A 21,054-nucleotide genomic window follows, 5' to 3' on the forward strand; every position below is an offset into this window, starting at 1 on the left:
GGGGGGGGGGGGGGGGGGGGGGGGGGGGGGGGGGGGGGGGGGGGGGGGGGGGGGGGGGGGGGGGGGGGGGGGGGGGGGGGGGGGGGGGGGGGGGTCCCCCCCCCCCCCCCCCCCCCACCCCCCGATTCACGGCGAAGCCGGCGGGTACAGCGACCGCGGCAGCTGCGAAGCCGCAGCCGCGTCCAGCAGCCACAGGGTGCGCTGCCTGCCGTACGCACCCGCCGCCGGCGCCTGGACCTCGCCCGCGCCCGACAGGGCGATGGCCACGGCCTGGGCCTTGTCCTCGCCGGCCGCGAGCAGCCAGACCTCACGGGCCGAACGGATCGCCGGAAGGGTCAGCGAGACCCGGGTCGGCGGCGGCTTGGGGGCGCCGTGGACGCCGACCACCGTCCGCTCCGTCTCGCGGACCGCGGGCAGCTCCGGGAAGAGCGAGGCCACGTGGGTGTCCGGGCCGACGCCCAGCATCAGCACGTCGAAGGAGGGAACGGCACCGTGGTTCTCGGGGCCGGACGCCTTCGCCAGTTCCGCCGCGTAGGCCTCCGCGGCCGCCTCCACATCCGCACCGTGGGGCCCGTCGGAGGCGGGCATGGCGTGCACGCGCTCCGGGTCCACCGGTACGGCGTCCAGCAGGGCCGCGCGGGCCTGCGTGACATTGCGCTCCGGGTCGCCCTCGGGGAGGTAGCGCTCGTCGCCCCACCAGAGGTCGATCCGGCTCCAGTCGACGGCGTCCCGGGCGGGGGCCGCCGACAGCGCGGCCAGCAGGCCGTTGCCGTTGCGGCCGCCCGTGAGGACCACGGACGCATGGCCCCGGGAGGCCTGTGCGTCCACGATCTTCGTGATCAGACGGGCCGCGGCGGCCTGCGCCATCAGTTCCTTGTCGCGGTGCACGACCAGCTGAGGGGTGCTCATTTCGCCGCCGCCTTCTTCGCCGGAGCCTTCTTGGCGGCCGCCTTCTTCGCGGGCGCCGCAGCGGCCTCCGCCTCCGCCCCGGCCTCCGCCACCGGCTCCGCCGCGGCGGCCTCGGTGCCCGAGTTCAGCCGCTCCACGCCGTAGCGCAGCGCCGACGCGTAGGTGTCGTCCGGGTCCAGCCGGCGCAGCTCCTCCGCGATCAGCTCGGCGGTGTCCCGCCGCTTGAGCGCCACCGCGCGGGCCGGCTGGCCGTCGATCGCCAGGGTCGCCAGCGAGCCGTCGGCCCGGTCCAGGACGATCGGACCGCAGCTGGTGTCGATGCGGACGGCGGTCAGACCAGGGCCCGCGGACAGCGAGCGCTTGACGGGGACGTCCAGCCGGTCCGCGAGCCACATCGCCAGCAGCTCACAGCTCGGGTTGAACTCCTCGCCCTCCACCTCGACGGCCTTCACCTGACAGACCACCTGGTCCAGGGCCGCCGCCAGCATCGAGCGCCACGGCGTGATCCGGGTCCAGGACAGATCGGTGTCGCCGGGCGTGTAGGCCGCGGCACGGGCGGACAGCTCCCGCACCGGCTGCTCGGCGGCGTAGGTGTCGGTGACCCGGCGCTGGGCGAGCGCGCCCAGCGGGTCCTTGGCCGGGTCCAGCGGTGCGTTCACCGGCCACCAGACGACGACCGGGGCGTCCGGCAGCAGCAGCGGCAGGACGACGGAGTCGGCGTGGTCGGACACCTCGCCGTACAGCCGCAGCACCACCGTCTCGCCGGTGCCCGCGTCCGCGCCGACCCGCACCTCGGCGTCCAGCCGGGACGACGTACGGTCGCGCGGGGTGCGGGAGACGCGCCTGATGACCACCAGCGTGCGCGAGGGGTGCTCGCGCGAGGCGTCGTTGGCGGCCTTCAGAGCGTCGTAGGCGTTCTCCTCGTCGGTGACGATGACGAGGGTCAGGACCATGCCGACGGCCGGGGTGCCGATGGCCCGGCGGCCCTGCACGAGCGCCTTGTTGATCTCGCCGGCGGTGGTGCCGGTCAGGTCTATCTTCATGGCCGGCGCCAGCTCCGTCCGTCTCGTGCGAGCATCTCGTCCGCCTCGGCGGGGCCCCAGGTGCCCGACGGGTACTGCGCGGGCCTGCCGTGCTTGTCCCAGTACTGCTCGATCGGGTCGAGGATCTTCCAGGACAGCTCGACCTCCTCCGTGCGCGGGAAGAGGTTGGCGTCGCCCAGCAGCACGTCCAGGATCAGCCGCTCGTAGGCCTCCGGGCTGGACTCCGTGAAGGACTCGCCGTAGGCGAAGTCCATGGACACGTCCCGGATCTCCATCGAGGTGCCCGGCACCTTGGAGCCGAAGCGGACCGTGATGCCCTCGTCCGGCTGTACGCGGATGACGACCGCGTTCGAGCCCAGCTCCTCCGTCGCCGTGTGGTCGAAGGGGGAGTGCGGGGCCCGCTGGAAGACGACGGCGATCTCGGTGACACGGCGGCCGAGACGCTTGCCGGTGCGCAGATAGAAGGGGACACCCGCCCAGCGGCGGTTGTCGATCGCCAGCTTCACGGCCGCGTAGGTGTCGGTCTTCGACTTCGGGTCGATGCCGTCCTCTTCGAGGTAGCCGATGACCTTCTCGCCGCCCTGCCAGCCCGCGGCGTACTGCCCGCGGACGGTGGCGCGGCCCAGGTCCTTCGGCAGCCGGACGGCGCCGAGCACCTTGGTCTTCTCGGCGGCCAGCGCGTCCGCGCCGAAGGAGGCGGGCTCCTCCATCGCGGTCAGCGCGAGCAGCTGGAGCAGGTGGTTCTGGATGACGTCACGGGCGGCGCCGATGCCGTCGTAGTAGCCGGCACGGCCGCCGACGCCGATGTCCTCGGCCATGGTGATCTGCACATGGTCCACGAAGGACCGGTTCCAGATCGGCTCGAACATCGTGTTGGCGAAGCGCAGCGCCAGTATGTTCTGGACGGTCTCCTTGCCGAGGTAGTGGTCGATCCGGAACACCTGGTCCGGCTCGAACACCTCGTGCACGACCTTGTTCAGCTCCTCGGCCGACTCCAGGTCGTGGCCGAACGGCTTCTCGATGACCGCGCGGCGCCAGGAGCCGCCGGTCTGGTCGGTCAGGCCGTGCTTCTTCAGCTGCTGGATGACCACGGGGAAGGAGCGCGGCGGCACCGACAGGTAGAAGGCGAAGTTGCCGCCCGTGCCCTGTGCCTTGTCCAGCTCCTCGATGGTGGCGCGCAGCCGCTCGAACGCGTCGTCGTCGTCGAAGGTGCCCTGGACGAAGCGCATCCCCTGGATGAGCTGCTGCCAGACCTCCTCACGGAACGGCGTACGAGCGTGCGCCTTGACGGCGTCGTGGACCTCGGCCGCGAAGTCCTCGTTCTCCCACTCGCGGCGGGCGAAGCCCACCAGGGAGAAGCCCGGCGGAAGCAGACCCCGGTTCGCGAGGTCGTACACCGCGGGCATCAGCTTCTTGCGGGACAGGTCGCCCGTGACGCCGAAGATCACCAGGCCCGACGGCCCCGCGATACGCGGGAGCCGTCGGTCGGCGGGGTCACGAAGCGGGTTCGCTCCGGAACCAGCAAGGGGTGACAACTCAGCCCTCCGAGGGGGCGAGGCGCTTCAGCTCCGCCTCGGTCGACTTCAGCAGCTCGTTCCAGGACGCCTCGAACTTCTCGACGCCCTCGTCCTCCAGGACCTGGACCACGTCGTCGTACGAGATCCCGAGCTTCTCGAGCGCGTCGAGGTCGGCGCGGGCCTGCTCGTAGGTACCGGCGACGGTGTTGCCGGTGATCTCGCCGTGGTCCTCGGTGGCCTCCAGGGTGGCCTCCGGCATGGTGTTGACCGTGTTCGGCGCGACCAGGTCCGTCACGTACATCGTGTCCTGGTACGCCGGGTCCTTGACGCCGGTCGACGCCCACAGCGGACGCTGCTTGTTGGCGCCCGCGTTCTCCAGCGCCTTCCAGCGGTCGGAGGAGAAGACCTCCTCGTACGCCTCGTAGGCGAGACGGGCATTGGCGACGGCGGCCTTGCCGCGCAGCGCCTTGGCCTCGTCGGTGCCGAGCCCGTCCAGGCGCTTGTCGATCTCGGTGTCCACGCGGGACACGAAGAAGGACGCCACGGAGTGGATCAGGGAGAGGTCGAGGCCCTTCCCGCGCGCCTTCTCCAGGCCCGTGACGAAGGCGTCCATGACCGCGCGGTAGCGCTCCAGGGAGAAGATCAGCGTGACGTTGACGCTGATCCCGTTGCCGATCGTCTCCGCGATCGCCGGCAGACCCGCCTTGGTGGCCGGGATCTTGATCAGGGTGTTCGGGCGGTCGACCAGCCAGGCGAGCTGCTTGGCCTCGGCGACGGTCGCCCGGGTGTTGTGGGCCAGGCGCGGGTCGACCTCGATGGAGACCCGGCCGTCCTGGCCTTCGGTGGCGTCGAAGACCGGGCGCAGGATGTCGGCGGCGTCCCGGACGTCCGCCGTGGTGATCATGCGGATGGCCTCGTCGACCGTGACCTTGCGGGCGGCGAGGTCCGACAGCTGCTGCTCGTAGCCGTCGCCGCCGCTGATCGCCTTCTGGAAGATCGTCGGGTTGGTGGTGACGCCCACGACGTGCTGCTGGTCGATCAGCTCGGCGAGGTTGCCGGACGTGATCCGCTTGCGCGACAGGTCGTCCAGCCAGATCGCGACGCCCTCCTCGGAGAGGCGCTTGAGTGCGTCTGTCATGGAATTACATCTCCTACGTGTCGTATATGAGCGTCAGCGCTGGGCGTCGGCGAGGGACTCGCGGGCCTTCGCGGCCACGTTCTCGGCAGTGAAGCCGAACTCGCGGAAGAGGACCTTGCCGTCCGCGGACGCACCGAAGTGCTCCAGGGAAACGATGCGGCCGGCGTCGCCGACGTACTTGTGCCAGGTGAGGCCGATGCCCGCCTCGACCGCGACACGTGCCTTCACCGACGGCGGCAGCACGGAGTCCCGGTACCCCTGGTCCTGCTCCTCGAACCACTCCACCGACGGCATCGACACGACCCGCGTCGCAACCCCGTCGGCCTGCAGCTGCTCACGCGCCTCCACGGCCACGTGCACCTCGGAACCGGTGGCGATCAGGATCACCTGCGGCTCGCCGCCCTCGGCCTCGAACAGGACGTAACCGCCGCGCGCGGCATCGTCATTGGACTCGTACACCGGCACGCCCTGGCGGGTCAGCGCGAGGCCGTGCGGGGCGCCCTTGCCGAACTCCTTGGTGTAGCGCTTGAGGATCTCGCGCCAGGCGATCGCGGTCTCGTTGGCGTCCGCCGGGCGGACGACGTTCAGACCGGGGATCGCGCGCAGCGAGGCCAGGTGCTCGATGGGCTGGTGCGTCGGGCCGTCCTCGCCCAGACCGATGGAGTCGTGCGTCCACACGTACGTCACCGGCAGGTGCATCAGGGCCGACAGGCGCACCGCGTTGCGCATGTAGTCGGAGAAGACGAGGAACGTACCGCCGTAGACACGGGAGTTTCCGTGCAGGGTGATGCCGTTCATCTCCGCGGCCATGGAGTGCTCGCGGATGCCGAAGTGGATGGTGCGGCCGTACGGGTCCGCCTCCGGCAGCGGGTTGTCCGCCGGCAGGAACGAGCTGTCCTTGTCGATGGTCGTGTTGTTCGACCCGGCGAGGTCGGCGGAGCCGCCCCACAGCTCGGGGACGATCGCGCCCAGCGCCTGCAGCACCTTGCCGGAGGCGGCACGCGTCGCGATGCCCTTGCCCGGCTCGAAGACCGGGAGCTTCTCCTCCCAGCCGGTGGGCAGCTCGCCCGCGCTGATCCGGTCGAACTCGGCCGCGCGCTCGGCGTTGTTGTCGCGCCAGAGCTGGAAGGACTTGTCCCACTCGGCCTTGGCCTCGCGGCCGCGCTCGACGGCCTGGCGGGTGTGGCCCAGCACCTCGTCGGAGACCTCGAAGGACTGCTCCGGGTCGAAGCCGAGGACGCGCTTGGTGGCCGAGACCTCGTCGTCGCCGAGCGCCGAGCCGTGCGCGGCCTCGGTGTTCTGCGCGTTCGGGGCGGGCCAGGCGATGATCGAGCGCATCGCGATGAAGGACGGCCTGTCCGTGACCTGCTTCGCGGCCTCGATCGCGTTGTAGATGGCGTGCGGGTCGAGGTCGCCGTCCGGCTTCGGGGCGATCCGCTGCACGTGCCAGCCGTAGGCCTCGTACCGCTTGACCGTGTCCTCGGAGACGGCCGTCTCCGTGTCGCCCTCGATCGAGATGTGGTTGTCGTCCCACAGCAGAATCAGGTTGCCGAGCTGCTGGTGGCCGGCGAGCGAGGACGCCTCGGCGGAGATGCCCTCCTGCAGGCAGCCGTCACCGGCGATGCAGTAGATGAAGTGGTCGAACGGGGACTCGCCCTGCGGGGCGTCCGGGTCGAACAGACCGCGCTCGTAGCGGGCGGCCATGGCCATGCCCACGGCGTTGGCGACACCCTGGCCCAGCGGGCCGGTGGTGGTCTCGACGCCCTTGGTGTGTCCGTACTCCGGGTGGCCCGGGGTCTTCGAGCCCCAGGTGCGGAAGGCCTTCAGATCGTCCAGCTCCAGGCCGAAGCCGGCCAGGTAGAGCTGCGTGTAAAGGGTCAGGGACGAGTGGCCGGCGGACAGCACGAAGCGGTCACGGGCGACCCACTCCGGGTCGGCGGGGTCGTGCCGCATCACCTTCTGAAAGAGGGTGTACGCGGCCGGAGCCAGGCTCATCGCCGTACCGGGATGGCCGTTGCCGACCTTCTGTACGGCATCGGCGGCCAGGACGCGAGCGGTGTCCACGGCCCGCTGGTCCAGCTCGGTCCACTCAAGGTCTGTGGTGGTCGGCTTGATGCTCACCCTGGGTCAGGGCTCCTCTCCACATGTCGGTCGCCGGACTTCGGGGCATGCGCCCACCCGGCCGCCGGTGCACTTCTGCCCACCGGCCGATGTTGAGCCTACCCCCGTAAGGACGTGCATTTTTTCGAGTGATTCCAGACTGCCGGGACTCTCGGAGATCCGCCTCCCGACTGGCCGAGGACGCATTCGGCACATGAATACGGAGCCGCTCATCTGACTGCTCAATCGAGCTCCACGACCCCTCTGATGCGCCGCCCGCCAACACGACCCCACCCCCGCGAAAGCAGAGGTATGGGCAACGTCTAAAGTGGCGTGGTACGCGCGAGCCTTTACCCCGACTTCACACGGGGAGGCTTGCTGGGATGTCTCTGTCAGGGGTGTGCGTGACGGCCGTCGAATCCCGGCCTGGGGGCACCTCCCAGGCCCTCAAGGCCCTGGGGGAGGGTGCGCTCGGGACGAGCCAGAGCCCGGTTCACCGGCCGTTCGGGGCCCGTGTCAAGGCGTTCGTGGCTCTGACCAAGCCGCGGATCATCGAGCTGCTGCTCATCACCACCGTTCCGGTGATGTTCCTGGCGCAGCAGGGTGTACCCGACCTGAAACTGGTCCTGCTCACCTGCCTCGGCGGCTACCTCTCGGCGGGCGGCGCCAACGCGCTGAACATGTACATCGACCGGGACATCGACGCCCTGATGGACCGCACCTCGCAGCGCCCGCTGGTGACCGGCATGGTCAGCCCGCTCGAGTGCCTGGTCTTCGGCATCACCCTCGCGGTCGTCTCGACGCTGCTGTTCGGGTTGACCGTCAACTGGCTGAGCGCCTGGCTGTCACTCGGAGCGCTCCTCTTCTACGTCGTCGTCTACACGATGATCCTCAAACGGCGTACGTCGCAGAACATCGTGTGGGGCGGCATTGCCGGCTGCCTGCCGGTGCTGATCGGCTGGTCCTCGGTCACCGACTCGATGTCCTGGGCGCCGGTCATCCTCTTCCTCGTCATGTTCTTCTGGACGCCGCCGCACTACTGGCCGCTGTCCATGAAGGTCAAGGAGGACTACGCGCGCGTGGGCGTGCCGATGCTCCCGGTCGTCGCCTCCAACAAGGTGGTCGCCCGGCAGATCGTCATCTACAGCTGGGTGATGGTCGCCGTCTCCCTGCTGCTGACCCCGCTCGGCTACACCGGCTGGTTCTACACCCTGGTCGCCCTCGCGGCCGGCGGCTTCTGGCTGTGGGAGGCGCACGGGCTGCAGAACCGGGCGAAGGCCGAGGTGACCGGCGCCAAGCTCAAGGAGATGCGCCTCTTCCACTGGTCGATCACCTATGTGTCGATCCTCTTCGTCGCGGTCGCGGTGGATCCCTTCCTGCGCTGACGGACCGCCGTACGGCACAGGTCACAGGGCCCTGCCCTCGCCAGCTGATCTACCCGTGAGTAGCATCCTGGCCATGGCAGACACGCAGCAGGTTGACCCGAAGGCCGAGCGCACCGCGGCCCGGCTCGCGAAGCAGATCAGCGCCTTCTCCAAGGCCCACGGCGGTGCCGAGGGCCAGGTCGCCCACATCGGCGAGCGCGGCGCCCGGATCGTCCTCGTCGGCGAGGACGGCGGCTGGGGCGACCTGGTGGCCCCCAGCACCGAGATCGCCGAACAGGCGGTGCAGCAGGCGGGCATCACGGTCCACGAGTCCTTCGACGGCGAGTTCGCGGCGAAGGTGAAGACGGGTCCGTACGAGTGGAAGCGCATGGCGGGCATCCAGGTGGGCGGCTCGGCCAACAGCTGAGCGCAGCCGGCAAGCAGGGGCACGGGGCCGTACCGGCCTGCGGCTCGGCCGTGTGGGCGCGAGCGGCCACGAAGCATGCGCGGGCGCCCGGCATCGTGCACGCCCGAGCTGAACCGCGACCTCGAACCCCGTTCACCCGTTAGGACGTGTAAGACCACGTCCCACGGGGAGTCCGGATGATCGAAACGCCGTCCCTCGTGGACCAGTACTGCCACGGCGTACTGAGAACGGAACTGGGCCTCGGCACCTTCGAGGCCCAGCTCGCACGCACCGAGGGCCCGCCCGCCCCGGGCACCACCCTCTTCGACACCCAGACGGGTTTCGCCGTGCGGCGCTGGTGCCCGCCCCTCCTCGGGCTGGAGCCCCACTGCCCGCCCGCCCACTACCTCGCCCAACGCCGTGAGCTCGGCACGCTGGAAGCCGGCCGCAGGCTGCTGCGGGGCAGCGGGATCACCACCTACCTCGTCGACACGGGCCTGCCCGGCGACCTCACCGGCCCTGCCGAGATGGCCTCCGCGGGCGACGCCGAGGCCCGCGAGATCGTCCGGCTCGAGCTGCTCGCGGAGCAGGTCGCCGACACCTCAGGCACGGTCGAGTCCTTTCTCGCCAACCTCGCCGAGTCGGTGCACGGAGCCGCCGCGAACGCCGTCGCCTTCACCTCAGTCGCGGGCGTACGGCACGGCCTCGCGCTCGCGCCCGAACCGCCGGGACCGGGCGAGGTGCGCGGCGCGGCGGGCCGCTGGCTGGCCGGGCGGCGGGTCGGCGGGGAGCTGACCGATCCGGTACTGCTGCGGCACCTGCTGTGGATCGCGGTCGCCTCGGGACGGCCGCTGCAGCTGCACTCGGGGCTCGGCGAGCCGGGCTCGCGCATCGACCGCACCGACCCGGTGCTGCTCACCGACTTCGTCCGGGCCACGGCCGGGCTCGGCACGGATCTGATCCTGCTGCACGGCTACCCGTACCACCGCCACACCGCCCATCTGGCCGGTGTCTTCCCGCACGTCTACGCAGACTCGGGCGCGGCGCTCGTCCGCACCGGTGCCCGTGCCGCCACGGTCCTCGCCGAGACCCTGGAGCTGGCCCCGTTCGGCAAGATCCTGTTCTCCAGCGGCGCCCACGGCCTGCCGGAGCTGCACGTCGTGGGGGCACGGCTGTTCCGCGAGGCGCTGGGCCGGGTGCTGGGCGGCTGGGTGACCGAGGGCGCGTGGTCGCTGGAGGACGCGCAGCGGGTGGCCCGGATGGTCGCGGCGGACAACGCGCGGCGGGTGTACGGGCTCGGGTGAGCTGTACAGACTGAGGGGGTGGACACCGAGACGTTACTGGCCCGCTTCCTCCGTGAACTGACGGCGCTGAGTCCCGTCGCCGTCTGGGCGCACGGTTCGCTCGCCGGGGGCGACTACCAGGAGGGCCGCAGCGACCTCGATCTGATCGCGGTGCTGCCCCACTCAGTGACCCCGCGCGTCGTATGGAAGGTCGCGGTGGTGCATGCCCGCATGCGTGCCCGGCCCCTCGCCGCCCGGATGCACTGCACCTATCTGACCCCGGACACCGCGGACGACGCCGCCCGCCGCCATCTGACGTGGGCGCACGAGCAGCTGTTCAGGCGGCCGGTCACCCCGGTGACCCGGCAGGAGCTGCACACCTTCGGGCGGGTGCTGCACGGGCGAGGGCCCGCCGGGCTGCTGCCGCCGGTGCCGGACCGGGAGCTCGGCGACTTCGTCGTACGGGACCAGCGGGACTTCTGGCGGCCTGCCGTCGACAACGTCCCGTTGTGGACGCGGGACGTGTGGGTCGACCTGGGGATGATCACCTTCGCCCGGGCCACCGTCACCGCGCGCGACGGCCGGCTGATCTCCAAGCGCGAGGCCCTGGACCTGCTGCCAGGCCTGGGTGCACCCGTCGAGGTCGTCGAGGACATCCGCCGACGCCGCTACGGCGACCGGGTGCCGCCCACCGAGGAGTGGACGGCTCGTCGGGCCCGGCTGACCCGGGACTACCTGGGGCCGGCGATCGAGGCGTTCACGGATTCGTACGACTGAGCGGGGAGACCGGACGTCGCACCGGGACGTTCCCGCAGCGACAGCAGGACGCGCAGGACACCGATCCACACCAGGCACGAGCCGAACATGTGGAGGCCGACGAGCACCTCGGGCAGGTGCGTGAAGTACTGGACGTAGCCGATCACACCCTGCGAGAGCAGGATCAGGAACAGCTCGCGGGTGCGGTCCAGGGGGCCCTTGGGGGCGTCGACCGCCTTGAGCACGAACCACAGGGCGAAGGTGAGGGTCACCACGATCCAGGCGAGCACGGCGTGCAGCTTGCTGACCGTCTCCCAGTCGATCGGGATCCGGTTGATCTCGCTGGAGTCGCCCGCGTGCGGCCCGGCTCCGGTCACCACCGTGCCGACCGCGATGAGCAGTACGGACGCGACCACCAGGAACCAGACCAGCTGCTGCACGGCCTTGCCGACCAGCGGCCGGGGCGCCGCGTCCCCCTCGCGGGTGCGCTGCCACATCACCGTGGCGATGGCGATCAGGCCCGTCGAGAGCAGGAAGTGCGCGGCGACCGTGTACGGGTTCAGGCCCACCAGGACCACGATGCCGCCGAGCACCGCGTTGCCCATGACCACCCAGAACTGCGTCCAGCCGAGCCGGGTGAGGCTGCGCCGGTACGGCTTCTCGGAGCGTGCCGCGATGATCGCCCAGCCGATGGCGGCGCACAGCACGTACGTCAGCATCCGGTTGCCGAACTCGATGGCACCGTGGAAGCCCATCGCGCTGGTCGTGGTCAGCGAGTCATCGGTGCACGTGGGCCAGGTCGGGCAGCCCAGGCCCGAGCCGGTCAGGCGTACGGCACCGCCGGTGACGACGATGACGACCGCCATCACGAGCGCGGCGAGTGCCGCCCGCCGGACCGTCCGGGGATCCGGGGTCCAGCGTGCGGCGATGAAGGCGAGCGGGTTGCGCAGGGCCGCTACGGCGTCGGCGCGGGTCAGCTTTGGCACGTGCACCATGGTAGGCCGCCGCTTGTGCACGCTTTCACGAGGGTCCCGTCCCGGGACTACTCCCAGCGGAAGAACCGCCCGGCCGCCGCGAGCCCCACGACCGCCCACACCGCGAGGATGCCCAGGTCGCCCCACGGCGTCCCGGCACCGTGCTGGAGCACGTCCCGCAGGCCGTCCGAGAGGGCCGAGATGGGCAGCAGGCCGAGCACGTGCTGACCGGCCGAGCCGAACTTGTCCAGCGGCACGATCACGCCGCCGCCGACGAGCAGCAGCAGGAAGACCAGATTGGCGGCGGCCAGCGTCGCCTCCGCCTTGAGGGTGCCCGCCATCAGCAGGCCGAGCCCCGAGAAGGCGGCCGTGCCGAGGATCAGCAGGAGCAGGACGGCGAGAGGGTCGCCCTGCGGGGACCAGCCCAGCGCGAAGGCGATCACCGTCAGCAGGATCACCTGGAGGACCTCGGTGACCAGGACGGACGCCGTCTTCGCGGCCATCAGGCCCCAGCGCGGCAACGGGGAGGAGGCGAGCCGCTTCAGCACGCCGTAGCGGCGCTCGAAGCCGGTCGCGATCGCCTGCCCGGTGAACGCCGTCGACATCACGGCGAGGGCCAGGATGCCCGGGGCGAGGAAGTCCACCGCCTTGCCCTTGCCGGTGTCGACGATGTCCACGGAGCTGAAGAGCACCAGCAGCAGGGTCGGGATCACGACCGTCAGCAGCAGCTGCTCGCCGTTGCGCAGCAGCATCTTGGTCTCCAGCGCAGCCTGGGCCGCGATCATGCGGGGGAGGGGCGCCGCACCCGGCTTCGGGGCGTACGTACCGGTCGCGGTCGTCACGAGCGCAGCTCCTTGCCTGTGAGCTCCAGAAAAACGTCTTCCAAAGTGTGCCGTTCGACCGAGATCCGGTCCGGCATCACCCCGTGCTGGGCGCACCACGAGGTCACCGTGGCCAGCAGCTGCGGGTCGACCTTGCCGACGACCCGGTAGCTGCCCGGGGTCAGCTCGGCGGCCGTGCAGTCGGCCGGGAGCGCCTTGAGCAGCGAGGCCACGTCGAGGCCGGGACGGCCGGTGAAGCGCAGGGTGTTCTCGGCGCCGCCCTTGCACAGCTCCTCCGGGGAGCCCTGGGCGATGACCCGGCCGCCGTCGATGATCGCGACGTCGTCGGCGAGCTGCTCGGCCTCGTCCATGTAGTGCGTGGTGAGGATCACGGAGACGCCGTCGGCGCGCAGGTCCTTGACCAGGTCCCAGGTGGCGCGGCGGGCCTGCGGGTCGAGGCCGGCGGTCGGCTCGTCCAGGAAGACCAGCTCCGGGCGCCCTACGACGGCCATGGCGAGCGCCAGCCGCTGCTGCTGGCCGCCGGACAGCCGGCGGTAGCTCGTGCGGCCGCAGGAGCCGAGCCCGAGGCGCTCCATCAGCGCGTCCACGTCCAGCGGCTGCGCGTGCAGCCTGGCCACGTGTCGCAGCATCTCGTCCGCCCGGGCGCCGGAGTACACGCCCCCGGACTGGAGCATCACGCCGATGCGCGGACGCAGCTCGGCGGCCTGCCGCACCGGGTCGAGGCCCAGGACGCGCACCGTGCCGGAATCCGGCCTCCGGTACCCCTCGCAGGTCTCGATCGTGGTCGTCTTCCCCGCCCCGTTGGGGCCGAGTACGGCGGTCACTCCCGCCTGGGCCGCCAGATCGAGGCCGTTCACCGCGGTCTTCGTGCCGTACCGCTTCACCAGGGCCTGGACCTCGATGAGCGGGTGCGGCGCGAAGCGTCCCGTTGAGGGGTGGTGGTCGGGAGACGGGCGGGCGGGCTCACTTCGCATGGGTCCAGAGTCTAGGGAGGCGCTGCGCCGTTCAGGTGCGGGGGTGCGGGAACTCCTCCTCACGGGGGCGGTGCAGGGCCAGCCACCGCTCGGCGTAGGCCACCGCGTCCGCCACCGGGAACAGCCGGGCGTCGGCCGCGCCGACCCGGCCGCGTACGACGGGACGGTCCCGTTCGAAGTCGTGGCCCAGCTCGTCGAAGCGGTCCGAGGTGATCGACACCTCGGTCACCGTCTCCCAGCCGCCGCCCGGTGCCGGCCGGCCGACCGGCACCAGCGGGGACGGTATGCGGTACTCGGCCAGGTGGAAGCTGGTGCAGGCGCCGTAGCCCGCGCCGAGCAGCAGGACCCGGGCGCCCAGCCGCTCCAGCCGGGCCAGCGGGCTGTGCTCGCCCAGCCGGCAGTCGGGGGCGTGAGCGTCGACGATCTCCGCGGCGCGGGGCCCGAGCGCGGCGAAGGAGGTCTGCGGGTGGGAGCTGCGCAGGGCACCCGGCCAGGTGCGGACGGTCTCCGGGATCACCCCGACCCCGCGCGAGGGGGTGATCAGCGGGTCGTAGGCGGGCATCGTGGCCCGGATCCTGTCCCACCACTCCTCGGGCACCGGGGGGTTGCCCCACACGGCCGGGTCGGACAGGTCGCCCGACTGGGTGGGCACGACGAGTGTGCCGGCGGGTCCGAGCGCGTCGAGGAGTCCCTGGACGGCCGCGACGGCGCCTCCGTTGACCCAGCCGAGGGAACTCAGCGAGGAATGCACGAGGAGGGTCTCGCCGGTCTCGACGCCCAGCAGACGCAGCTGCGTGGAAACCGTGTCGCGAGTGACAAGAGGGCCGGTCGGAGGGGGTGTGGGCATGGTTCGGGAGTCTTCCCGACGGGCGTGTGGGACGCCACCTCTTTGCTGTCCCGGCCCTGCTCGCACGATCACCGGGTGGCCGGTGAATGATCGATCAGAAGATCATTTCCGCAGGTCAGATTAGGTATGCCTAAGTGACGCAGGGCACCGCCTGATGATCCGGACCGCGCTTGTCAGGCTCCGAAGAATTACGCAACAATGGCGTTGTGAAAAACGTCGGCGAGGCTCGGGAGACCCCGATGGGTACCCCGCAGGAGGAGCTCGCGACCGGAGAGCGCTCCACGCGCAACCGGGTCGCGCGGTCCATCCTGGACCACGGCCCGTCGACCGTCACCGAACTCGCCGGGCGCCTGGGCCTGACCCCGGCGGCCGTACGGCGGCACCTGGACGCGCTGGTCGCGGACGACGTCGTGGAGGCGCGCGAGCAGCGGGTGTACGGCACGCGCACGCGCGGCCGGCCCGCGAAGGTCTTCGCGCTGACGGACTGCGGCCGGGACGCCTTCGACCAGTCGTACGACAAGCTCGCCGCCGACGCCCTGCGCTGGATCGCGGAGCGGGAGGGCGGGGCCGAGGCGGTCGCCGCCTTCGCCCGCGCCCGGATCGCCGCCCAGGCGGGCGCGTACCGCAAGGCGATCGAGGGCGTCAGCCCCGACGAGCGCACCGAAGCGCTGGCCAAGGCCCTGAGCGTGGACGGGTACGCTGCTACGGCGCGCAGCGCACCGGTCGGCGAGCAGCTGTGCCAGCACCACTGCCCGGTCGCCCACGTGGCGGAACAGTTCCCGCAGCTGTGCGAGGCGGAGACGGAGATCTTCGCCGAGCTGCTCGGGACCCACGTCCAGCGACTGGCGACGATCGCGCACGGCGACGGCGTCTGCACGACGTTCATCCCCAAGATTTCCAAGACCAGCGACAACGCATCTGCAAGCACGGCCGGGAGGAACCCCGCATGACTCTCCCCACGGAGACTGCCCACCCCGAACTCGAGGGTCTGGGCAAGTACGAATACGGTTGGGCCGACTCCGACGAGGCCGGCGCCTCTGCGAAGCGTGGTCTGAACGAGGACGTGGTCCGGGACATCTCGGCGAAGAAGTCCGAGCCGGAGTGGATGACCAAGCTCCGCCTCAAGGGCCTGCGTCTCTTCGACAAGAAGCCCATGCCGAACTGGGGCTCGGACCTCTCGGGCATCGACTTCGACAACATCAAGTACTTCGTGCGCTCCACGGAGAAGCAGGCGGAGTCCTGGGAGGACCTGCCCGAGGACATCAAGAACACCTACGACAAGCTGGGCATCCCGGAGGCCGAGAAGCAGCGCCTCGTCGCCGGTGTCGCCGCCCAGTACGAGTCGGAGGTCGTCTACCACCAGATCCGCGAGGACCTGGAGGAGCAGGGCGTCATCTTCCTCGACACCGACACCGCTCTGAAGGAGCACCCGGAGCTCTTCAAGGAGTACTTCGGCACGGTCATCCCGGTCGGTGACAACAAGTTCGCCTCCCTGAACACCGCTGTGTGGTCGGGCGGCTCCTTCATCTACGTCCCGCCGGGCGTCCACGTGGAGATCCCGCTCCAGGCCTACTTCCGTATCAACACGGAGAACATGGGCCAGTTCGAGCGGACCCTGATCATCGTCGACGAGGGTGCCTACGTGCACTACGTCGAGGGCTGCACCGCCCCGATCTACAAGTCGGACTCGCTGCACTCCGCGGTCGTCGAGATCATCGTCAAGAAGAACGCCCGCTGCCGCTACACGACCATCCAGAACTGGTCGAACAACGTCTACAACCTGGTCACCAAGCGCGCCGTGGCGTACGAGGGCGCGACCATGGAGTGGATCGACGGCAACATCGGCTCCAAGGTGACGATGAAGTACCCGGCCGTCTACCTGATGGGCGAGCACGCCAAGGGCGAGACCCTGTCCATCGCCTTCGCGGGCGAGGGCCAGCACCAGGACGCCGGTTCCAAGATGGTCCACATGGCGCCGAACACCTCGTCCAACATCGTCTCCAAGTCGGTGGCGCGCGGTGGCGGCCGTACCTCGTACCGCGGCCTGGTCGAGATCGGCGAGGGCGCCGCCGGCTCCAAGTCGAACGTGCTCTGCGACGCGCTGCTGGTCGACACGATCTCCCGCTCCGACACCTACCCCTACGTGGACGTCCGCGAGGACGACGTGTCCATGGGCCACGAGGCGACGGTCTCCAAGGTCTCCGAGGACCAGCTCTTCTACCTGATGAGCCGCGGTCTGACCGAGTTCGAGGCGATGGCGATGATCGTGCGCGGCTTCGTCGAGCCGATCGCCAAGGAACTGCCGATGGAGTACGCGCTGGAGCTCAACCGGCTGATCGAGCTGCAGATGGAGGGCTCGGTCGGTTGATCACCGGCCCGTAGTCCCCGTCAAGCCACTTACGCAAGAAAGCGAGCATTACGACAGCCATGGCTGAGGCTCAGAACTCCCCCAAGCTCTCGACTCCGCTCGGGCAGGGGGGACCCCCACCGTTGGGCTCGACCACCGCGGGCCAGATCGCGGTGGCCGCCGAGTCGACCGTCGCCACGCGCATGAGCGCGCCCCCGTCCTTCGACGTCGCGGACTTCCCGGTCCCGCACGGCCGCGAGGAGGAGTGGCGGTTCACCCCGCTGGAGCGCCTGCGCGGGCTGCACGACGGCACCGCCGTCGCGAACGGCGAGGGCGTGAAGGTCACCGTCGAGGCCCCCGAGGGAGTCACCGTCGAGACCGTCGGCCGCGACGACGCGCGCGTCGGCAAGGCGGGCACCCCGGTGGACCGCGTGGCCGCCCAGGCGTTCTCGGCGTTCGAGCAGGCCGGCGTGGTCACCGTCCCCAAGGAGACCGTGCTCGCCGAGCCGATCCGCATCGCCGTGCACGGCGCGGGCGGGGTCCACTTCGGCCACCAGGTCGTCGAGCTGGGCGCCTTCGCCGAGGCCGTCGTCGTCATCGACCACACCGGTGACGCCGTGCTCGCCGCCAACGTCGACTACATCCTGGGCGACGGCGCCAAGCTGACCGTCGTCTCCGTCCAGGACTGGGACGACAAGGCCGTGCACGTGGCCCAGCACAACGCCCTGATCGGCCGTGACGCGTCCTTCAAGTCCGTCGTCGTGACCTTCGGCGGCGACCTGGTCCGCCTGCACCCGCGCGTCAGCTACGCGGGCACCGGCGGCGAGGCCGAGCTGCTCGGCCTGTACTTCACCGACGCCGGGCAGCACCAGGAGCACCGCCTCCTGGTCGACCACAACACCCCGCACTGCAAGTCGAACGTCGTCTACAAGGGCGCGCTCCAGGGCGATGCGGCGCACGCGGTGTGGATCGGTGACGTGCTCATCGAGGCCAAGGCCGAGGGCACCGACACCTACGAGATGAACCGCAACCTGGTGCTGACCGACGGCGCGCGGGTCGACTCGGTGCCGAACCTGGAGATCGAGACCGGCGAGATCGTCGGCGCCGGCCACGCCTCCGCGACCGGCCGCTTCGACGACGAGCAGCTCTTCTACCTGATGGCCCGTGGCATCCCGGAGCACGATGCCCGCCGCCTCGTCGTCCGCGGCTTCTTCGCCGAGCTGGTCCAGCAGATCGGTGTCGCGGACATCGAGGAGCGCCTGCTGGCGAAGATCGAGGAGGAGCTGGAGGCTTCGGTCGCATGACCTTCGTACGCGCCTGTGGGCTGAGCGAGCTGGCCGAGGACACCCCGAAGCGGGTGGAACTCGACGGCACGCCCGTGTCCATCGTGCAGACCGAGGGCGAGGTCTTCGCGATCCACGACATCTGCTCCCACGCGAACGTCTCGCTCTCCGAGGGCGAGGTGGAGGACTGCCAGATCGAGTGCTGGCTGCACGGCTCCAGCTTCGACCTCCGCACCGGCAAGCCGTCCGGCCTTCCCGCGACGCGCCCCGTCCCCGTTTACCCCGTAAAGATCGAAGGGGACGACGTGCTCGTCTCCCTCACCCAGGAGTCCTGAGGCACCCATGGCAACGCTTGAAATCCGAGACCTGCACGTCACCGTCGAGGCCGACAACGCCACGAAGGAGATCCTCAAGGGCGTCGACCTCACCGTGAAGCAGGGCGAGACGCACGCCATCATGGGCCCCAACGGCTCCGGCAAGTCGACCCTCGCCTACTCGCTCGCGGGTCACCCGAAGTACACGATCACCGGCGGCACCGTGCTGCTCGACGGCGAGGACGTCCTGGAGATGTCCGTCGACGAGCGCGCCCGCGCGGGCCTGTTCCTGGCGATGCAGTACCCCGTCGAGGTCCCCGGCGTCTCGGTCTCCAACTTCCTGCGCACCTCCGCCACCGCCGTCCGCGGCGAGGCCCCCAAGCTGCGCACCTGGGTGAAGGAGGTCAAGGAGGCCATGGAGCGCCTCAACATGGACCCGTCCTTCGCCGAGCGCAACGTCAACGAGGGCTTCTCCGGCGGTGAGAAGAAGCGCCACGAGATCCTCCAGCTCGAGCTGCTCAAGCCGAAGGTCGCGATCCTCGACGAGACCGACTCCGGCCTCGACGTCGACGCGCTCCGCATCGTCTCCGAGGGCGTCAACCGCGTCCGCGAGACCGGCGAGGTCGGCACCCTGCTGATCACGCACTACACGCGCATCCTGCGCTACATCAAGCCCGACCAGGTCCACGTGTTCGCCGGCGGCCGCATCGTCGAGTCCGGCGGTCCGGAGCTCGCGGACAAGCTCGAGAACGAGGGCTACGAGGCATACGTGAAGGGTGGCGCATCCGCGTGACACAGCTGCCGGGCCTCCTCGACACCGAGGCGATCCGTAAGGACTTCCCCGTCCTGGACCGGCTGGTCCACGACGGCAAGAAGCTCGTGTACCTGGACAACGCGGCGACCTCGCAGAAGCCGCGCCAGGTGCTGGACGCCCTGAGCGAGTACTACGAGCGCTACAACGCCAACGTCCACCGCGGTGTGCATGTGCTCGCCGAGGAGGCCACGGCGCTGTACGAGGGTGCGCGCGACAAGGTCGCCGAGTTCATCAACGCGCCGAGCCGCGACGAGGTGATCTTCACCAAGAACGCCTCCGAGTCGCTGAACCTCGTGGCGAACATGCTCGGCTGGGCCGACGAGCCCTACCGGGTGGACCACGAGACCGAGATCGTCATCACGGAGATGGAGCACCACTCCAACATCGTGCCGTGGCAGCTGCTGGCGCAGCGCACGGGCGCGAAGCTGAAGTGGTTCGGCCTCACCGACGACGGCCGGCTGGACCTGTCCAACATCGACGAGATCATCACCGAGAAGACGAAGATCGTCTCCTTCGTGCTGGTGTCGAACATCCTGGGCACGGTCAACCCGGTCGACGCGATAGTCCGTCGCGCCCAGGAGGTCGGTGCGCTGGTCTGCATCGACGCCTCGCAGGCCGCCCCGCACATGCCGATGGACGTGCAGGCCCTCCAGGCCGACTTCGTGGCCTTCACCGGCCACAAGATGTGCGGCCCGACCGGCATCGGCGTTCTCTGGGGCCGCCAGGAGCTGCTGGAGGACCTGCCTCCCTTCCTGGGCGGCGGCGAGATGATCGAGACGGTGTCGATGCGCTCCTCGACGTACGCCCCGGCTCCGCACAAGTTCGAGGCGGGCACGCCCCCGATCGCCCAGGCGGTCGGTCTCGGTGCCGCGATCGACTATCTGGACTCGATCGGCATGGAGAAGATCCTCGCCCACGAGCACGCGCTCACCGAGTACGCGGTGAAGCGCCTGGCAGAGGTCCCGGACCTGCGGATCATCGGCCCGACCACGGCCGAGGACCGCGGGGCGGCGATCTCCTTCACGCTGGGCGACATCCACCCGCACGACGTGGGCCAGGTTCTCGACGAGCAGGGCATCGCGGTCCGCGTCGGTCACCACTGCGCGCGGCCCGTCTGCCTCCGCTACGGAATTCCTGCGACCACGCGAGCGTCGTTCTATCTGTACTCCACGCCGGCCGAGATCGACGCACTGGTCGACGGCCTGGAGCACGTACGGAACTTCTTCGGCTGAAGGGCGTGCTGAAAAGGTGAAGCTGGACTCCATGTACCAGGAGGTCATCCTGGACCACTACAAGAACCCGCACGGGCGTGGTCTGAGGGATGGCGACGCCGAGGTGCACCACGTGAACCCGACGTGCGGTGACGAGATCACCCTTCGCGTGAAGTACGACGGAACCACGATCAGGGACGTCTCGTACGAGGGCCAGGGCTGCTCCATCAGCCAGGCCTCGGCCTCCGTGCTGAACGAGCTCCTCGTCGGCAAGGAACTGGCCGACGCGCAGAAGATCCAGGAGACCTTCCTGGAGCTGATGCAGTCCAAGGGGAAGCTCGAGCCCGACGACACGATGGAGGAGGTGCTGGAGGACGCGGTCGCGTTCGCCGGTGTCTCCAAGTACCCGGCCCGGGTCAAGTGCGCCCTCCTCAGCTGGATGGCGTGGAAGGACGCGACGGCCCAGGCTCTGGGCGGGGCCGACGCCGAAAGGAAGACGGCATGAGCGACACCGTGGAGACGAAGCCGGCCTCGGAGGAGGAACTCCGCGAGGCCCTGTACGACGTCGTGGACCCCGAGCTGGGCATCGACGTCGTCAACCTCGGTCTGATCTACGGCATCCACATCGACGACGCGAACATCGCGACGATCGACATGACCCTGACCTCGGCGGCCTGCCCGCTGACCGATGTCATCGAGGACCAGGCCAAGTCCGCCACCGACGGCCTGGTGAACGAGCTGCGCATCAACTGGGTCTGGATGCCCCCGTGGGGCCCCGACAAGATCACGGACGACGGCCGGGAGCAGCTTCGGGCGCTCGGGTTCAACGTCTGAGACAAGCGCGTACGTGAAGCGGGGGGGGGGGGGGGGGGGGGGGGGGGGGGGGTGGTTGGTGGGGGGGGGGGGGGGGGGAGGGGGGGGGGGGAAGGGGA

The 21,054-nt window shown here is 70.3% G+C and carries 21 protein-coding genes; 12 read left to right on the forward strand and 9 right to left on the reverse strand.

From position 1 onward, the window contains the following. Nucleotides 1–126: 126 nt before the first annotated feature. Genes pgl through tkt form a run of 5 tightly spaced genes read right to left on the reverse strand, consistent with a single transcriptional unit; the run spans nucleotide 127 to nucleotide 6,728 of the window. Nucleotides 127–909: a 6-phosphogluconolactonase gene (gene pgl / locus AC07DS_RS28240; RefSeq protein WP_479149712.1), complete on the reverse strand. Its 783-nt coding sequence runs from the start codon at nucleotides 907–909 to the stop codon at nucleotides 127–129. Beyond that, on the reverse strand, nucleotides 906–1,952 hold the full coding sequence (gene opcA, locus AC07DS_RS28245; RefSeq protein WP_479149714.1) for a glucose-6-phosphate dehydrogenase assembly protein OpcA: 1,047 nt from the start codon (nucleotides 1,950–1,952) through the stop codon (nucleotides 906–908). The genes pgl and opcA overlap by 4 nt, the downstream gene beginning before the upstream one ends. Continuing rightward, nucleotides 1,949–3,487: a glucose-6-phosphate dehydrogenase gene (gene zwf / locus AC07DS_RS28250; RefSeq protein ID WP_479149716.1), complete on the reverse strand. Its 1,539-nt coding sequence runs from the start codon at nucleotides 3,485–3,487 to the stop codon at nucleotides 1,949–1,951. Before zwf ends, opcA begins: the two co-directional genes overlap by 4 nt. A 1-nt stretch (nucleotide 3,488) precedes the next feature. Beyond that, nucleotides 3,489–4,607 (reverse strand): transaldolase, encoded by a 1,119-nt coding sequence (gene tal / locus AC07DS_RS28255; RefSeq protein ID WP_479149718.1) that lies wholly within the window; start codon nucleotides 4,605–4,607, stop codon nucleotides 3,489–3,491. Between the two features lie 33 nt (nucleotides 4,608–4,640). Further along, nucleotides 4,641–6,728: a transketolase gene (gene tkt / locus AC07DS_RS28260; RefSeq protein WP_479149720.1), complete on the reverse strand. Its 2,088-nt coding sequence runs from the start codon at nucleotides 6,726–6,728 to the stop codon at nucleotides 4,641–4,643. Between the two features lie 377 nt (nucleotides 6,729–7,105). Here tkt and AC07DS_RS28265 point away from each other — a divergent pair, with 377 nt between their 5' ends. The 4 genes from AC07DS_RS28265 (at nucleotide 7,106) to AC07DS_RS28280 (ending at nucleotide 10,537) form a co-directional block, all read left to right on the forward strand. Then, nucleotides 7,106–8,092, forward strand: a complete 987-nt coding sequence (locus AC07DS_RS28265) for a heme o synthase (protein ID WP_479150016.1) — start codon at nucleotides 7,106–7,108, stop codon at nucleotides 8,090–8,092. A gap of 73 nt (nucleotides 8,093–8,165) precedes the next feature. Then, a complete protein-coding gene (locus AC07DS_RS28270) occupies nucleotides 8,166–8,498 on the forward strand; it encodes a hypothetical protein (protein WP_403955383.1) in 333 nt (110 codons plus the stop codon). Between the two features lie 176 nt (nucleotides 8,499–8,674). Then, nucleotides 8,675–9,781 (forward strand): amidohydrolase family protein, encoded by a 1,107-nt coding sequence (locus tag AC07DS_RS28275; RefSeq protein WP_479149722.1) that lies wholly within the window; start codon nucleotides 8,675–8,677, stop codon nucleotides 9,779–9,781. An 18-nt stretch (nucleotides 9,782–9,799) separates the two neighbouring features. Further along, nucleotides 9,800–10,537, forward strand: coding sequence for a nucleotidyltransferase domain-containing protein (locus AC07DS_RS28280; protein ID WP_479149724.1), 738 nt, complete (start codon nucleotides 9,800–9,802; stop codon nucleotides 10,535–10,537). Here the strand turns inward: AC07DS_RS28280 and AC07DS_RS28285 are convergent. The 4 genes from AC07DS_RS28285 to AC07DS_RS28300 are packed head-to-tail and all read right to left on the reverse strand — an operon-like array spanning nucleotide 10,492 to nucleotide 14,153. Next, nucleotides 10,492–11,511: a COX15/CtaA family protein gene (locus AC07DS_RS28285; protein ID WP_479149726.1), complete on the reverse strand. Its 1,020-nt coding sequence runs from the start codon at nucleotides 11,509–11,511 to the stop codon at nucleotides 10,492–10,494. The two genes, AC07DS_RS28280 and AC07DS_RS28285, sit on opposite strands and share 46 nt — an antisense overlap. Nucleotides 11,512–11,558: 47 nt before the next feature. Continuing rightward, nucleotides 11,559–12,275: an ABC transporter permease gene (locus tag AC07DS_RS28290; RefSeq protein WP_479150017.1), complete on the reverse strand. Its 717-nt coding sequence runs from the start codon at nucleotides 12,273–12,275 to the stop codon at nucleotides 11,559–11,561. 53 nt (nucleotides 12,276–12,328) lie between these two features. Continuing rightward, complete coding sequence (locus AC07DS_RS28295) at nucleotides 12,329–13,306, reverse strand: ABC transporter ATP-binding protein (RefSeq protein ID WP_479149728.1); 978 nt, start codon at nucleotides 13,304–13,306, stop codon at nucleotides 12,329–12,331. A 31-nt stretch (nucleotides 13,307–13,337) separates the two neighbouring features. Next, nucleotides 13,338–14,153 (reverse strand): AAC(3) family N-acetyltransferase, encoded by an 816-nt coding sequence (locus tag AC07DS_RS28300; protein ID WP_479149730.1) that lies wholly within the window; start codon nucleotides 14,151–14,153, stop codon nucleotides 13,338–13,340. A 206-nt stretch (nucleotides 14,154–14,359) separates the two neighbouring features. Between AC07DS_RS28300 and AC07DS_RS28305 the strand changes: the two genes are divergently transcribed. The 8 genes from AC07DS_RS28305 to AC07DS_RS28340 are packed head-to-tail and all read left to right on the forward strand — an operon-like array spanning nucleotide 14,360 to nucleotide 20,956. Further along, a complete protein-coding gene (locus AC07DS_RS28305) occupies nucleotides 14,360–15,103 on the forward strand; it encodes a helix-turn-helix transcriptional regulator (protein WP_479149732.1) in 744 nt (247 codons plus the stop codon). Continuing rightward, entirely contained in the window at nucleotides 15,100–16,521 is a 1,422-nt protein-coding gene (gene sufB / locus AC07DS_RS28310; protein ID WP_479149734.1) for a Fe-S cluster assembly protein SufB, read from the forward strand. The genes AC07DS_RS28305 and sufB overlap by 4 nt, the downstream gene beginning before the upstream one ends. Nucleotides 16,522–16,580: 59 nt before the next feature. Then, complete coding sequence (gene sufD, locus AC07DS_RS28315) at nucleotides 16,581–17,804, forward strand: Fe-S cluster assembly protein SufD (protein ID WP_479149736.1); 1,224 nt, start codon at nucleotides 16,581–16,583, stop codon at nucleotides 17,802–17,804. Further along, on the forward strand, nucleotides 17,801–18,118 hold the full coding sequence (locus AC07DS_RS28320) for a non-heme iron oxygenase ferredoxin subunit (RefSeq protein WP_145874904.1): 318 nt from the start codon (nucleotides 17,801–17,803) through the stop codon (nucleotides 18,116–18,118). The genes sufD and AC07DS_RS28320 overlap by 4 nt, the downstream gene beginning before the upstream one ends. A 7-nt stretch (nucleotides 18,119–18,125) precedes the next feature. Next, nucleotides 18,126–18,890 carry a Fe-S cluster assembly ATPase SufC gene (sufC, locus tag AC07DS_RS28325; protein ID WP_479149738.1) on the forward strand — a complete coding sequence of 255 codons (765 nt, stop codon included), beginning with the start codon at nucleotides 18,126–18,128 and terminating at the stop codon, nucleotides 18,888–18,890. After that, on the forward strand, nucleotides 18,887–20,143 hold the full coding sequence (locus tag AC07DS_RS28330) for a cysteine desulfurase (RefSeq protein ID WP_479149739.1): 1,257 nt from the start codon (nucleotides 18,887–18,889) through the stop codon (nucleotides 20,141–20,143). Before sufC ends, AC07DS_RS28330 begins: the two co-directional genes overlap by 4 nt. 16 nt (nucleotides 20,144–20,159) lie before the next feature. After that, entirely contained in the window at nucleotides 20,160–20,627 is a 468-nt protein-coding gene (gene sufU / locus AC07DS_RS28335; RefSeq protein ID WP_145874898.1) for a Fe-S cluster assembly sulfur transfer protein SufU, read from the forward strand. After that, the gene (locus AC07DS_RS28340; RefSeq protein ID WP_145874896.1) at nucleotides 20,624–20,956 is read left to right on the forward strand and encodes a metal-sulfur cluster assembly factor; all 333 of its coding nucleotides are present in this window, start codon (nucleotides 20,624–20,626) and stop codon (nucleotides 20,954–20,956) included. Before sufU ends, AC07DS_RS28340 begins: the two co-directional genes overlap by 4 nt. Nucleotides 20,957–21,054 lie beyond the last annotated feature (98 nt).

It is taken from the genome of Streptomyces sp. NPDC044064 (assembly GCF_056434245.1).

Bases quoted from the DNA above. Each gene is read 5' to 3' on its own strand.
- pgl (WP_479149712.1), bottom strand. From the start codon at position 909: ATGAGCACCCCTCAGCTGGTCGTGCACCGCGACAAGGAACTGATGGCG.
- opcA (WP_479149714.1), bottom strand. From the start codon at position 1,952: ATGAAGATAGACCTGACCGGCACCACCGCCGGCGAGATCAACAAGGCG.
- tal (WP_479149718.1), bottom strand. From the start codon at position 4,607: ATGACAGACGCACTCAAGCGCCTCTCCGAGGAGGGCGTCGCGATCTGG.
- AC07DS_RS28270 (WP_403955383.1), top strand. From the start codon at position 8,166: ATGGCAGACACGCAGCAGGTTGACCCGAAGGCCGAGCGCACCGCGGCC.
- AC07DS_RS28275 (WP_479149722.1), top strand. From the start codon at position 8,675: ATGATCGAAACGCCGTCCCTCGTGGACCAGTACTGCCACGGCGTACTG.
- AC07DS_RS28285 (WP_479149726.1), bottom strand. From the start codon at position 11,511: ATGGTGCACGTGCCAAAGCTGACCCGCGCCGACGCCGTAGCGGCCCTG.
- AC07DS_RS28290 (WP_479150017.1), bottom strand. From the start codon at position 12,275: ATGATCGCGGCCCAGGCTGCGCTGGAGACCAAGATGCTGCTGCGCAAC.
- AC07DS_RS28295 (WP_479149728.1), bottom strand. From the start codon at position 13,306: ATGCGAAGTGAGCCCGCCCGCCCGTCTCCCGACCACCACCCCTCAACG.
- AC07DS_RS28300 (WP_479149730.1), bottom strand. From the start codon at position 14,153: ATGCCCACACCCCCTCCGACCGGCCCTCTTGTCACTCGCGACACGGTT.
- sufB (WP_479149734.1), top strand. From the start codon at position 15,100: ATGACTCTCCCCACGGAGACTGCCCACCCCGAACTCGAGGGTCTGGGC.
- sufD (WP_479149736.1), top strand. From the start codon at position 16,581: ATGGCTGAGGCTCAGAACTCCCCCAAGCTCTCGACTCCGCTCGGGCAG.
- AC07DS_RS28320 (WP_145874904.1), top strand. From the start codon at position 17,801: ATGACCTTCGTACGCGCCTGTGGGCTGAGCGAGCTGGCCGAGGACACC.
- sufC (WP_479149738.1), top strand. From the start codon at position 18,126: ATGGCAACGCTTGAAATCCGAGACCTGCACGTCACCGTCGAGGCCGAC.
- AC07DS_RS28340 (WP_145874896.1), top strand. From the start codon at position 20,624: ATGAGCGACACCGTGGAGACGAAGCCGGCCTCGGAGGAGGAACTCCGC.